Genomic DNA, 13057 nt, shown 5'->3' on the forward strand with positions numbered 1-13057 from the left:
GTTGTCGTCATGCATGCCCTTGGTCGTCGGCAGCAGCAGGCTGTCGGCGCGATGGTCGTCGTGGACGCGGCCCAGTTGGTAATAGTCGTTGAGCTGGGACTCGTAGGTCCCCTCGGAATAGGTTTTCGGTGTTATCTTCTGCGTCGCGGCCGCCTTGATCGCCTTGATGATGCGGGCGTGGCTGGCATCGGTCGCCACCAGCTCGCCGACGCCAAGGGCACGTAGGCGGTTCGACGGTGCGCCGATATCGAAAGCGACCGGCGTCAGGCCGTGGGTCAGGGCTTCCGACAGGGTATAGACATAGGTTTCCGGCCATGGACTGAGGAACAGCGCCGTTTGCGCGCCAGAGGCCTGAATCTTGGCTTCCAGGGTTTCAGCAGTATAGGGACCGAGGTCTTGGAGATTGGGGAAGGAGCGGATCAGATCGATATCGTCGGAGAACCCGATCAGGACGAATTTCAGCTTCGGCTCGCGCTTTTCGGCCCAGCGCAGCAGGCCGATAACCTGATTATAGCCTTTGTGGGTACCCAATCCGCCCAACAGGGCAACCGTGATCGCTTCCGGTGCTTCGATCGGCGCGACTTGAATCGAGGGCGTGGCCGGCCCCTGGTGCGAATGAACTTCCAGCGGCAGGTCGACAAAGACCCGGTTATAGATATCAGCGGCGGCCTGGGACGGGGCGATCAGAAGCTGGGCATTCTTCAGCAGGTCGTGCCATTTATCGCGCCACTTGGTGATATCTGGCCAGATGCGGTCATAGCTCGGGTTCATGTCGCGATGGGCGCCGCCACGTTTCAGGCAGGCATTACAGGCGGCGGCCTCGATCGGCGCCTCGCTGTATTCGCCGCCGTCGTCGAGCAGGGTGACGCGCGGACAGAGATAGAAATAATCGTGCAAGGTGACATAGTAGGGGATGCCCGCCGCGACGAGAAAACGGTCCAGCCCGTCTTCCAGATCGATCAGGTGATGGACGTGGATGAACTGCGGCGACAGGGTCAGGATATCGGCGCATAGTCCGTCCAAACCATCGTTTTTGGGATAGAAGAGGGCGGCGTCGCTGCCCCATTCGGTCAGGCAATAGGCGTAATTGCCGGTCGTCATGCGCTTGGCGATGAGGACCCGGACGCCTTCAGCCTTCAGCTTGGCGGCGAGGAAATTGATGTTGGTGTCGACGCCGCCGCCGGTCGCCAGCGATACGAAAACGACATTGGCGCCCTTGCTCCACAAGGCCTTTTGCACGCGATTGCGGATGGCAGCCATCGGATCGCCGTCCATGAAGCGGCGGACGTGACTGATATAATCCGGATAGATTTTGGCCAATCGGGTCATGGCGGCGGCGACCAGTTCGGCCTTTTCGCCGAATGAGACGGCGCCCTTGTGATAGACCAGGCAGTCGCAGGCGGCGAGGTGACGCCAACCGCGGGTGGCGGCGCGCATGGAAAAGTCGTTTTCCTCGCCGTAACCCTTGCCGAAAGTTTCGGCGTCGAAGAAGCCGACCTCGCGCAGAGCGGCACGACGGATGAACATGCAAAAGCCGTGGGCCGTCGGCAGGTCGACGGTCAGGCCGGCGTTTTCGCGCGCCAGCAAATCATTGATGCCTTTGAGATCGAGGCCGTAGGGCAGGGTTTCGCTGCCCTTGATCGTCGGCAGGGATAGTATGGTGGCATTGTTCGACAAGGGCGTGACCGACGCGACGCGCGGCGCCGAATAGGCGGCGGCGAGCAGGCGATCGAGCCAGCCATCCGACACTTCAGTATCGGCGTTGAGGAGGACGACATCATTGTCGTCGTTGAGTTGCATGCCACGATTGACGGTCTGGACGAAGCCGAGATTGTCGGCATTGTCGAGCAGGCGATAGCCGTGTTCGGCCGCATGCGCCTTCAGCGCCTTGGTCAGATCCGGATCGGGACTGGCGTCGTTGATGACGATCAGATTGCCGCGCGCTTGCGTCTTGGCGTTCAGTACGGAGTCGATACAGGCGAGCGTTTCCGCCTTGCCGCGATAGACGGGAATAATGATATCGACGCCGCCGGCCAGGCTATCGCCGTGACACGGTTGGCTGGATTGCCAGAAACTGGGCAGGACCGCGGGTTCCGTGCCGCGCGCGCTACCCAACAGGACATGGCGGCTGAAAGCCTCCAAGGCTTGGCGACGGGCTTTCGGTAGGTTGCCGCGATCGAGCGCCGATTGCAGATCCAGGGCATTGATGCCGACGAGATATTGCCCCAGCGGATAAAAGGTCGTGCCGCGAATGCGGATGCCCAGTATGCTGGCGGCCTGGCCAAAAGGCGGCTCGGACAGGTCGAACTGACCGGTATCGCCATCGGTCATGACCGTTGCCGCCGTGACGTCGTCGACGTCCATGTCGATTTCGATGGCGACCCCGGGCCTGGTCGTGTCCCGGAGCCAGCCCGAGATGGTCTCGCCGGCAGCCGTCAAGGCGCCCTGGTAGGTTGATTGATGGTGGAAGATGCCGCTGGTCGCCCCTTTACCGGTGCCGGATGCGACCTGAATTTTATGGGCGCGTGCATCGAAAACGGTGAGCGGCAAGGCAAGGCGCAGCAGCCCGCCTTCCCAGGTGAAACTCAAGGGGCGGCCGGTTTCGTCATCCAGAGTGAGATTGGGTTGCGGGTCATAGGCCAGTCCCGCGATCAGCAGGCTTGTATCCTTGAGTTCGAACGTGACTGTCATATGTTATCAAACCATGCGCCGCAGGGCGGCTGCCTCATATTTTTTGCAATTTATACAAACAGATTTTTGCCGCAAGAGTCACGCGCAAAAGGCTTTTTTACACTGACAAAAGGGGCGCCGCCGCCAGGGCGTCGAACACCGGCTTGCGCCTTATCCGCAATTCGCGGCAGAAAGCCCGATTCGCGGCGATGAAACGGCTGGCATAATCGAGATTGCGGTCGTCGCCCAGCTTGCGGTGCGGGGAAGTAACCGCACCGAGCTTCGGTGTCACGCCGACCAAATCGGCGACCGCCGTGACGACGGCTTTCGGGTCGGCCTGGGTCAAGGCTTCGTAGGTGATGAAGCGTGGCTGCATGCCCTTGTCGGCGGCGAAGGCTAGCAGGCGCAGTTCCTGGCTCACAAAGGTATTGATACAGTTGCGGATTTCGGCTTCGTCATAGGGTACGGGCGGCAGCTTGTCGAATCCGGTTTCGGCGGTACGATGATAGAGTTTGCGAACGACGGCGAAATAGACCGAGATGGCCTGTTCGACGATGTTGTCGCGAAACAGAAAGACGGCCGGTACGGTGAAAGGGAACCAGTCTTCAAGCCGGACTTCCCGCGACCAGTCGTCATAAAAGTCGATGGTCATCTCATGGCCGAAAACGCCGCCCGGGGAAAAGCGCGAGCGCATGCGGCTGAAATATTCTTTGAAGGTACGGGCGCCGAAGGCGCTGGCCTGGCCGTCATCACCGCCGATGAAGCCCGGGTTCAGCCATTCGCGTGGTGCGCCGACGCCGCCGGAAGTGAGCAAGTCGGTGAGATGCGACGATCCTGTACGCGCCAGGAACAGGACGATGAAATCCTTGTCGGGCGCGCGTACAGGCTCATCAACGACGTGGCGGGCCGTCGCGGCCAAAAGCGTGGCGAGCGGGCCGGTCATACGCTTAGTGCAGCGCGCCGCCAGCGACCGCGCCCATCGGCAACATCTTCTGGAAATCCCAACCCTCGACGTCGCCGAAATAGTCCTGAGCGCCGCCGTTCAGGACCAGCACCTTGTTGCAGACATTGTGAATCAGACTGATATTGTGGGTCGCAAGGACCAAGGCCCGCGACTTGCTGAGCACATCTTTCATGCGCTGGGCAGCCTTGGCGGCGAACCCCGCATCGCCGGCGCCGATCCATTCGTCCAGCAACAGGATATCGGGTTCGAGGCTGGTGGCAACAGCGAAGACCAGGCGGGTCTGCATACCGGCGCTATAGGTCTTGACCGGCAGGTCGATATACGGGCCGAGTTCCGAGAATTCGACGATCTCATCGACCTTGGCGAGGATCTGGCGGGTGGTAAAGCCGCGCATCCGGCCCATGTTGAGCATGTTTTCCCGGCCGGTGAAGGACGAATCGAGACCGAGGCTGATATCGATCATGGAGGATATGCGGCCGACAACCTCGACCCGGCCGCGGTCGGGCTCGTAAATCCCGGCGATGACCTTCAGCAGGGTCGACTTGCCGGCGCCGTTATGGCCGATAATGCCCATGCGATCGCCCTCATCGAGGGAAAAGTTGATGCCGTCGAGCGCCTTGACGTGGATGATGTCCTGGCCATCCTTCAGCAACTTGCCGCCGATGGCGAGGTTGGCGATGGTGTTGCGCAAGGAATGGGCGCGGATCGAATAGACGGGGTAGGAGAGCTCGACGCCGCTCAGTCGGATAAGGGCTGACATGTCGTTATACTAAATCCAGAAGGGAATACGTTTGCGGAAGGGCGGGAAGACGAGCGCCCAGGTTATAATGCCGACAATCATGCTGCCGATAGCCAGAGCCCAGGCGTGAGCCGGCGGCGCATAGCCCAGCAGGGGCGCGCGCATGACTTCCAGCAGCCCATATAACGGATTGAACTGGGCGACATAGGCGCGCTTGGTCGAAATGTCGCCGACGCGCCAGATGATCGGAGTCACATAAAACATGAGCTGGCCGATAAAGGGCAACATGAAGCGCAGGTCGCGAAAGCGGGCGGACAAGAGGCCGACGATCGTGCCCCAGCACATGACCGTGACCAGGACGATGGGCATACCCAACAAAAAGGTCCAGTGCGGTACGGCCACATTGCCGACAGCGGCGCAGACTAGGAAAAAGATGATGACGTTGTGGGCGAAGGTCAGAACCGATTTGCAAGCCGTCTCGAAAACATAATAGCTAAACGGATAGGCATGGTTCTTGATAGTATTGCCGGAACCCAGGAACAATTCCGGACCTTCGGTGAAGATGAAATTGACGATGGCGAAACAGAGAAAGCCGCCGGTGATGTAGGGCAGGATATCGTGCATGTTGCGGCCCATCAGCCCGCCCCATACCAAGGCCATACAGAAGGAAGTCATGACCATCGATCCGGCAAGCCAGAAGGAGCCGAGGAAGGTGCGTTTATAACGCGCCGTCATTTCATGCCAGGCCTGGTAGGTCCACACCCGCCACAGCGCTGCGCCGCGGGCGACATCGTTAATTGCTTTACCGAACATAGAGACTTTGATTCCGCATAATATCGTTTGAGGGACCTTAATAACCGATCCATATACACACAGCATCCCCCCGGCAATCCTGCGGGCGCGATTGTTAGACTATCCGGCAGGCCAACTCAAGCGCGTGCCGGTAAAGTCGCGAAAAAAGCCGTATTCGGGCGCGTCGCGTGATGGGAAACGGCGAAGAAAAATATGTACCTTAACCGTCTTTGCACCTATAGAAACCGACATATGGCCCGACTCCAGGCCTCAACCGAGTTTCATTATGAAGATTGCCGCCTTCGGATCTTGCCTGTCCAATATCACGATCGCCTGCATGCAAAAGTTCGGTTTCGAGCAACTTTTGAGTGTTCACCACAACCGCAGCGACGCTTTTTTGAAATATTTCGTCGATAAGTCGGCGCCGCAGATCCCGCTTGACGTCCTGATGGAGAAGTTCGTTTTCAAGCCCGAGCATGAGGCCGAAACGCGCAAATATATCCTCAATCAGTATGTCGAGGGCCTGGGCTATCACGACCTGCTGGCGCGCAAGGAAGCGAACGGTCTCGATTTTTTCCAGGAAATCCAGCGTGAAAAGTTCGACGTCATCCTGATGGATAACTTCATGGACCTGGCGTCGAAGATGGCGGTATGGAAGGACCATCCCCTTTACGGCAATTCACCGGTCTTCTTCAATTTCGGCTCTTTCATCAACGAGAAGGAGCTGCTCAGCGAGTTCGACTATACCTACGACTATCTGTCTGGGGTCCAATCGGCCAAGAACAACATGCGCATCTACAAATGGCTGCGCCACTATCAGCCCGACGCCAAGATATTCTTCATGTGTTATCACTGGTGCTCCAGCACCGACAATCCGCGGCGCCAGCGCGACGCCCAGGACTTCTTCAAGAAGCTGACGCAACTGACGGTTTTTGAAAACCTGATGATCATCCCGCCCTTGACCGTCGAACCGCAATGGGGCAAGGGCACTGAGGATTGGCCGCACTTCGATCACCGTGTCTACGAAGCCCTGGCCGGCTATATCTTCCTGCATACCAATGCCGGCTACAGCGCGCCATTCAAGCCGTTCAAGCTGCCCAAGTAAAAACCCGGGACTACGTTAATGACGACCAGCGCGTACATGATCGCTCACAGCGATGATGATTTCCTCGATCAGGCGATAGCGTCGGTTATCGACCGGGTGGACGAATTGGTTTTCGTCGACGGCGCCTACAAATGGGTAGCACCGTTTTTCGAGAAGATGGGGATCGACCCTGAGCGGTCATGGCAGAAGACCCATGACATCCTGAGCAAGTACGGCAGCAAGATCAAGTATCACAGCGGTATCTGGGATGACGAACTGCACAAGCGCAGCTTCGGCTACGACCAGTGCGAAGGCGACGTCATCATCCGGATCGACGCCGATGAGATATTCCAGTTCGATGACGCGCAATACGATGCTTTTCTCGCCTCGGATAAGGGCGTGGCCGAGATGGAATTCCCTTTCCTGCTGACACCGGAGTCTCAGCGCCTCCAGGCCGAGCTCAATCACACGCCCAAGCAGTGCGCGGTCTTTAAGGCCGGGCATTTCCGTTCACCGCTCGATCACTGCGCCTATCTGTGGCTGGTTTTGACTCCCGAAGAGCGGGCGCGTTGCCGGGAACCGAATTGGGAATACCTCTACGGCGAGCCGATCATCAAGACTGCCCACCTGACGGCCTTCCGCACGCCGCGAACTTCGGTCAACCGAGCGCGTTTTTATACCCTGCAATATATCCGCACAGCCGGGCACCTGCCCTGGGCCTTCGACCAGACCCCGGTCACCCGCCCGGAAGACAAGATCCCGCAAATCTTCAACCTGATGACCGCCGACGAATACTCGTCCTTCCTGGAAGGACACGACATCGTTTCGGGTTTTGCTAATATGCAGGACTTTCGTGTCACCCCCTATAGCTTCGACGGCCCGGTTCAGGCCCAGGTCGAGGCAGCCTTCAGCCTGCGTAATAACAGCGTGGCGGCCTTGCTCGATTTCACGGACCATCCGCGTGTTGTCGTTTCCAAGGCGGTGTCGATGGTCGATGTCACCTCCCTGGTCGCCAAGGGCGTCACCAAGCTGGAAATCACGACCGAAGACGCGCTTGAATCGTGCAGCGGCCACCTCTATTTCCTGTTGACGACGGCCGACGATCAGATCGGCAAGAACCTGGCGCCGGCCATCTTCCAGACCGAAGGTCGCACGAGCGTTGCCAGTTTCGCGGCTGTGGACATGTCGCGCGTCTTGCAGGCCGTGTTGATGGTTTGTCCGGTGACACCGGCGCCGTTGAAAAAAACGCGCATCACTGGCTTGCAAGTGCTGACATAAACCGGTCTCATGCCCGGGTATCCCCTGGCGCGGAGGCATCATGGATTCGATCATCACTATTTCCGGTCTCGACAAGACCTATAAGGGCGGGTTCCATGCCCTGAAGGCGGTCGATCTTGAGATCAAGCGCGGTGAAATCTTCGCCCTGCTGGGGCCGAACGGCGCCGGCAAGACCACCTTGATCGGCATTGTCTGTGGCTTGGTGCGGCCTTCAGGTGGCACGGTCGTCGCCAATGGTCACGATATCGTCAAAGACTTCCGCGCCGCCCGCTCGGAAATCGGCCTGGTGCCGCAGGAACTGGCGACCGACATGTTCATCACGGTGTGGGACACGGTGACCTTCAGTCGCGGCCTGTTCGGCAAGGCGCCGGACAAGACGATTATCGAAAAGATCCTGCGCGACCTGTCCCTGTGGGACAAGAAGGATAACAAGATCGCCACGCTTAGCGGCGGCATGAAGCGGCGGGTGCTGATCGCCAAAGCCTTGTCGCACGAGCCGAAAATCCTCTTTCTCGATGAGCCGACCGCCGGCGTCGATGTCGAGTTACGCCGCGACATGTGGGAAATGGTCCGCAAATTGCGCGCGCAAGGCGTGACCATTATTCTGACCACGCACTATATCGAAGAGGCCGAGGAGATGGCCGACCGCATCGGCGTTATCGACAAGGGCAAGATCATCCTGGTCGAGGAAAAGCACGCCTTAATGCGCAAGCTGGGCCAGACCGAGGTGACAATCGAACTGAAGACGCCGCTCGATACTGTGCCGGAGGCGTTGAAGGACTGGCCGCTGGAACTGTCTGACGATCGCTTGACGCTCAGCTTCACTTTTAAAGGCGAAGGCGAGGCCGAAGATGATGTTAGTGATGGGGGCGCCGCCGACCTGATCAAGAGGATGGCCGCGATCGGCATCGACTTCAAAACCATCAACATGCAGCGTTCGTCGCTTGAAGACATTTTCGTCAGCCTGGTGGGGAAATCGTCATGAACTGGCACGCCATACAAGTCATCTATCTCGCCGAACTGGGCCGCACCTGGCGCACCCTGTTCCAGAGCCTGGCCGCTCCGGTCATCTCGACTTCACTTTACTTTATCGTCTTCGGTTCGGCCATCGGTTCGCGCATGCCGGCCGTTGACGACATTTCGTACGGCGCCTTCATCATTCCGGGACTGGTCCTGCTGACGCTCTTGACCGAAAGTACGTCCAACGCTTCGTTCGGCATCTATTTGCCGCGTTTTACCGGAACGATCTACGAAGTCCTATCGGCGCCGGTTTCAGTGTTCGAGGTCTTGGCCGGCTATGTCGGGGCGGCGGCGACCAAGTCGGTCATCCTCGGCATCATCATGCTGGCGACGGCGCGGATTTTCGTCGATTATCACATCGTCCACCCGCTGGCGACCGCCGGCTTCCTGATCCTGATCTCGGTAACTTTCAGCCTGTTCGGTTTTATCCTCGGGGTCTGGGCCGATGGCTTCGAGAAGCTTCAGGTCGTGCCCCTGTTGATCATTTCGCCCCTGACCTTTCTGGGCGGCACCTTCTATCAGATCAAGATGCTGCCGCCGGCCTGGCAGACCTTTACCCTGTTCAATCCGATCGTCTACCTGGTCAACGGCTTTCGTTGGGCGTTTTACGGCAAGGCCGACGTCAACGTGTGGATAAGCCTGGGGATGACCTGTGTGTTTCTTGTGGTTTGCGTGTCGATCATCGCGTGGATATTCAAGACGGGTTATCGGCTACGGACCTAAGCTTCGGCCCATCGCCGCAGCAGGTTGTGATAGGTCCCGGTTAATTGGATGATGGCCGGATCGTCCTGGCCGAGGCGCGTGCCGAGGTCCTGAAGCGCCGTATCCATTTGAAAGAGCGTCAGCCGCGCCGCATCGTCGCGCACAAGGCTTTGGATCCAGAAAAACGCTGCCAGCCTCGCGCCGCGCGTCACCGGCGTAACACGATGCAGGCTCGATGCCGGGTAAAGGATCATGTCGCCGGCGTTAAGCTTGACGCTGTGGCTGCCATAGGTGTCCTCGACGATTAGCTCGCCGCCGTCATAGTCTTCCGGCTCGCAGAAAAAGACGGTCGCCGACAGGTCGGTACGCACACGGAAATCCGTGCCGCGTAGTTGCCGGATGGCGTTGTCGATATGGGTGCCGAAGGCCTGTCCGCCCTGATAACAGTTGAACAGCGGCGGAAATACCTTGGTCGGCAGGGCGGCCGAGACGAACAGCGGGTTGGCGGCCAGGGCGGTTTCGATGACGGCGCCCAGTTGCCGTGCCACGGCGGAACCTTCCGGCAGTTGCAGATTGTGCTTGGCCTGGGTGGATTGGTAGCCGGCGGTAGCGGCGCCGTCGATCCACTGTGCGGCCTCCAGTGCCGCCCGGCCTTGGGCGACTTGCTCTTGCGTCAGCAGGGCGGGGATATGCAGCATCATGGTGTGTCGTCCAGGTGGATGTCACGCTCAGCCAGCCAGGCCGTCATCTTGGCGACGAAGGCTTCGGGTGAACCCAGGCGGGCCCGACGGAAAAGGGCCAGTGCGGCCTCCATCTGGCCATCGGCGACCAGGCATCGTCCGAGGTTGAAATGGCCGCGAAAATCGCCGCTTTCCGAGGCACGGCGGTAATAGTCGCGGGCGCGGTCGAGATCTTTTTCGACCACCCAGCCGTCTTCGTAAAAGCCGCCGATGATGTTGAGCGACTTGGCGTGGCCAAGCGCCGCGGCCTGACGATATAGGGCAAGGGCTTCGGCCTTGTCCTCGGCGACGCCGCCGCCCAGGGCCAGCAGGGTGGCAAGATTGTACATACCCCAATCGAGACCGAGGCCGGCGGCGCGGCGGTACCAATCGGCGGCGGCGCGGGGACTGGCCGGTCGGCCCCAGCCGTTTTCATAGCAACGCCCGACCATGTTGCAGGCCATGGCGTGGCCGGTGCGCGCCGCCTTGAGGAACCAGTCGAAGGCGGCGGCATGGTCGGCGGCGATTCCACGGCCGTCGAGCAGGACCTGGCCGTACAGCGCCTGGGCCTCGGCGACGCCGCGGCCTGCCTGATCACGCAGCCAGGCGGCTGCGTCTTCGGGCGGACCGGCCATGATGGCGGCGACGTCATCATGGCTCAGGGTGTCGGCTATCTCAGGCGTCATCAGAACCTGGCGTTCAAGGTCAGGACGACCGACCGGCCCGGGGCGATGGTGGCATAGTGGTTGGTATAGGCCTGGCTGAAATAGACCTCGTCGGTCAGGTTCTGCACATTGAGCTGGGCTGTCAGGTGGTCATTGATGATATAGGACGCCATGGCGTCAAACTTGGTGTAGGACGGCACCCATTTCGGCGCCAGCGGGTTGGCATTGCCGTAGACCTTGTCCATGTAAGTGGCGCCGCCGCCGATCGTCAGGCGCGGGGTCAGCTTATAGGTCGTCCACAGTGAGGCGCTGTTCTTCGGTGTGTTGGGGAAGGGGGCGCCATCGAGCAGGCCCGCCGCGGCGCCGCTGCCGCCGTTCTTGACGAGGATGGCGTCGAGATAGGTATAGCCGGCGAAGATATCCCAGGCTTCCGTGATCGAGCCCGACAGGCCGAGCTCAAAACCGCGCACGCGCTTCTTCCCGGCCTGACTGACCGAGGCGTCGAAATTAGTGATGCGGGCATTGTCGGTGTTGATCTCGAAGACAGCGCCGGTCAAGGACAGCTTGCCATCCAGCATGTCCCACTTGGCGCCGGCTTCCAGCGTCTTGTCCTTTTGTGGCTTGAGGGCGGCATTGATCGCCGTCGACAGGGCGCTGCCGTCGACCCCCTGCGCGAGACCGTTGCCGGCGGGCGTCGCGGCGGTCGCATAGGAGATGTAAATAGCCGCATCCTTGACCGGCTTGTAGACCAGGGCTGCCTGATAGTTGAACAGATCGTCCCTGCGTTTGAAGGTGCTGCGGACGCCACCAGCCGCCGGGAGACCCGTCGTCGCGACAACCGGCAGGGCCGTGGTGAAGCTGGCATCGTAATCGTCGAAGCGGACGCCGAGATTGGCCTGCCAATGCTCGCTGAATTCGATGGTATCGAAGGCGTAAAGCGCCTTGGTCGTCGTCCTGGCCTTGGTCGGGTTATTGGCGCGGGATATGGTGCCGGTAAAGGGCGCATTGCCGTTCGGATCGATGACGGGGATGCACAGGCCTGCGGTGACAGCGGTCACTGGGCAGGTGGTATAGGTGGTCGCCAGCAGGCCGTTATAGGTGACGTTATAGAGATCGTTCTGCCCCTTTTCTTCGGACAGCTCCAACCCGGTCGAGAAGTTGTGCTTGACCTTTCCGGTCATGAAGACGCCGTAAAAATCGGTCTGGTTGATCAAGGTGGTGACATCGGAAACGCGCGACAGCGGCCGGGCATAGATATAGCCGTAATAGAGGTTGCCTTTGCTGTCGTCGGGCTGGCTCCAGATATAGCCCTGGCGCGTTTCGGCGTAACGCGTCGTATTGCGCAGGTGCAGGTCGTGACCGAAACTGTGCTCGTAGCGGAAGGTCGCCATGTCGGACTGTTCCTTTCGGAAGTCGCGCTCGGCATTGCCGTACCAGGTATTGCGGTCGACCTTGATCGGTTCGCCGTCACCGGGAACGGGGACGATCAGCGTGCCGCCGTTCGGTGCGACGGTCGGTGCGGTCGGGTTGTTATAGGGAATGCCGCTGTCGGGTTCGTCATCGCTTTGCAGGTGGTAATAGCTCAGCGTAAAGCGGTTATTCGTCCCCAGGCCGGCGGTGATCGACGGAGCGATACCCCAGCGGTTGTAATGGACGAAGTCGCGGCCGTCGACGTCGGCGTCGTGGACCATGGCGTTGAAGCGAACGGCGACTCCGTCGTCAAGTACATGATTGACGTCCAAGGTGGCGCGCTTGTAGTCGGCCGAACCCAGGCCCAATTGCGCCGTTGTGAAGTTGTCGCGCACCGGTGTCTTGCTGTTGATATAGATGCCACCGCCGGCGCCGCCGCGGCCGGCATAGGCGCCGCTGGCACCCTTGATGATCTCGATGCTGTCGGTATTGAAGACTTCGCGTGATTGCGAACCGATGTCGCGCAGACCATCGACAAAGGTGCTGGATTGCGAATCGTAACCGCGCAGGAAGGGCCGGTCGCCGACCGGATTGCCGCCTTCGCCGGCGCCGAAGGTGATGCCCGGCACGGTGCGCAGGGCTTCGACCAGGCTGGCGGAGCCGGTGCTCTGGATCAGTTGCTGGGGTATGACGGTGACGGATTTAGGCGTATCGCGCAGAGGTTCGGGACGTTTGGGGGAGTCGATTTCGCGCTGGCCTTTGACGATAACTTCGGTGGGCTGGTCGCTGTCGGAATCCGCTGCCGTATCCGCCATGGCGTGGGTCATGCCGCCCAGCATGGTAAAGGCCAGGCTGGCCGCGCCGGCGGCTTGGAGGCGGGAGGTGGTACGGTTCGAAATCAACATTGTCAGGCCTTATTGTTACAATGCGATTGCGAATAGGTCGCATTCTTGGCCGAGTCAATGGATTAAATGCAAATCATTCGCAATTTCATTACGGGTTCAAATAGGCGAT

At 59.8% G+C, this 13057-nt stretch carries 11 protein-coding genes; 4 read left to right on the plus strand and 7 right to left on the minus strand.

From position 1 onward, the window contains the following. The 4 genes from AC1DX3_RS23840 to AC1DX3_RS23855 form a co-directional block, all read right to left on the minus strand. The coding region (locus AC1DX3_RS23840; protein ID WP_476991858.1) for a glycosyltransferase at positions 1–2691 on the minus strand (2691 nt) is incomplete at its 3' end. A 97-nt stretch (positions 2692–2788) separates the two neighbouring features. Further along, entirely contained in the window at positions 2789–3613 is an 825-nt protein-coding gene (locus tag AC1DX3_RS23845; RefSeq protein WP_476991859.1) for a Stf0 family sulfotransferase, read from the minus strand. A gap of 4 nt (positions 3614–3617) precedes the next feature. Further along, positions 3618–4394 (minus strand): ABC transporter ATP-binding protein, encoded by a 777-nt coding sequence (locus tag AC1DX3_RS23850; protein WP_476991860.1) that lies wholly within the window; start codon positions 4392–4394, stop codon positions 3618–3620. Positions 4395–4403: 9 nt separating this feature from the next. After that, positions 4404–5186 (minus strand): ABC transporter permease, encoded by a 783-nt coding sequence (locus AC1DX3_RS23855; RefSeq protein ID WP_476991861.1) that lies wholly within the window; start codon positions 5184–5186, stop codon positions 4404–4406. Between the two features lie 265 nt (positions 5187–5451). Here AC1DX3_RS23855 and AC1DX3_RS23860 point away from each other — a divergent pair, with 265 nt between their 5' ends. From AC1DX3_RS23860 to AC1DX3_RS23875, 4 genes are read left to right on the plus strand one after another with little or no spacing between them, the layout of a single operon-like run. Next, complete coding sequence (locus tag AC1DX3_RS23860) at positions 5452–6270, plus strand: response regulator (RefSeq protein ID WP_476991862.1); 819 nt, start codon at positions 5452–5454, stop codon at positions 6268–6270. Between the two features lie 18 nt (positions 6271–6288). Further along, complete coding sequence (locus AC1DX3_RS23865) at positions 6289–7527, plus strand: glycosyltransferase family protein (RefSeq protein WP_476991863.1); 1239 nt, start codon at positions 6289–6291, stop codon at positions 7525–7527. Between the two features lie 40 nt (positions 7528–7567). Next, complete coding sequence (locus AC1DX3_RS23870; RefSeq protein WP_476991864.1) at positions 7568–8512, plus strand: ABC transporter ATP-binding protein; 945 nt, start codon at positions 7568–7570, stop codon at positions 8510–8512. Next, positions 8509–9270 (plus strand): ABC transporter permease, encoded by a 762-nt coding sequence (locus AC1DX3_RS23875; protein ID WP_476991865.1) that lies wholly within the window; start codon positions 8509–8511, stop codon positions 9268–9270. Before AC1DX3_RS23870 ends, AC1DX3_RS23875 begins: the two co-directional genes overlap by 4 nt. Here AC1DX3_RS23875 and AC1DX3_RS23880 read toward each other — a convergent pair. From AC1DX3_RS23880 to AC1DX3_RS23890, 3 genes are read right to left on the minus strand one after another with little or no spacing between them, the layout of a single operon-like run. Next, positions 9267–9950, minus strand: a complete 684-nt coding sequence (locus AC1DX3_RS23880; protein ID WP_476991866.1) for a Fe2+-dependent dioxygenase — start codon at positions 9948–9950, stop codon at positions 9267–9269. The genes AC1DX3_RS23875 and AC1DX3_RS23880 overlap by 4 nt on opposite strands. After that, a complete protein-coding gene (locus tag AC1DX3_RS23885; protein ID WP_476991867.1) occupies positions 9947–10654 on the minus strand; it encodes a tetratricopeptide repeat protein in 708 nt (235 codons plus the stop codon). Before AC1DX3_RS23885 ends, AC1DX3_RS23880 begins: the two co-directional genes overlap by 4 nt. Further along, complete coding sequence (locus tag AC1DX3_RS23890) at positions 10654–12948, minus strand: TonB-dependent receptor (RefSeq protein ID WP_476991868.1); 2295 nt, start codon at positions 12946–12948, stop codon at positions 10654–10656. The genes AC1DX3_RS23885 and AC1DX3_RS23890 overlap by 1 nt, the downstream gene beginning before the upstream one ends. Positions 12949–13057: the final 109 nt, after the last annotated feature.

The sequence above is a fragment of the Asticcacaulis sp. P2_B1 genome (assembly GCF_056404915.1).

What these genes read in the sequence shown, in the direction of transcription:
- AC1DX3_RS23870 (WP_476991864.1), top strand. Translation starts at nt 7,568, where the DNA reads ATGGATTCGATCATCACTATTTCCGGTCTCGACAAGACCTATAAGGGC.
- AC1DX3_RS23860 (WP_476991862.1), top strand. Translation starts at nt 5,452, where the DNA reads ATGAAGATTGCCGCCTTCGGATCTTGCCTGTCCAATATCACGATCGCC.
- AC1DX3_RS23865 (WP_476991863.1), top strand. Translation starts at nt 6,289, where the DNA reads ATGACGACCAGCGCGTACATGATCGCTCACAGCGATGATGATTTCCTC.
- AC1DX3_RS23850 (WP_476991860.1), bottom strand. Translation starts at nt 4,394, where the DNA reads ATGTCAGCCCTTATCCGACTGAGCGGCGTCGAGCTCTCCTACCCCGTC.
- AC1DX3_RS23845 (WP_476991859.1), bottom strand. Translation starts at nt 3,613, where the DNA reads ATGACCGGCCCGCTCGCCACGCTTTTGGCCGCGACGGCCCGCCACGTC.
- AC1DX3_RS23880 (WP_476991866.1), bottom strand. Translation starts at nt 9,950, where the DNA reads ATGATGCTGCATATCCCCGCCCTGCTGACGCAAGAGCAAGTCGCCCAA.
- AC1DX3_RS23890 (WP_476991868.1), bottom strand. Translation starts at nt 12,948, where the DNA reads ATGTTGATTTCGAACCGTACCACCTCCCGCCTCCAAGCCGCCGGCGCG.
- AC1DX3_RS23875 (WP_476991865.1), top strand. Translation starts at nt 8,509, where the DNA reads ATGAACTGGCACGCCATACAAGTCATCTATCTCGCCGAACTGGGCCGC.
- AC1DX3_RS23855 (WP_476991861.1), bottom strand. Translation starts at nt 5,186, where the DNA reads ATGTTCGGTAAAGCAATTAACGATGTCGCCCGCGGCGCAGCGCTGTGG.
- AC1DX3_RS23885 (WP_476991867.1), bottom strand. Translation starts at nt 10,654, where the DNA reads ATGACGCCTGAGATAGCCGACACCCTGAGCCATGATGACGTCGCCGCC.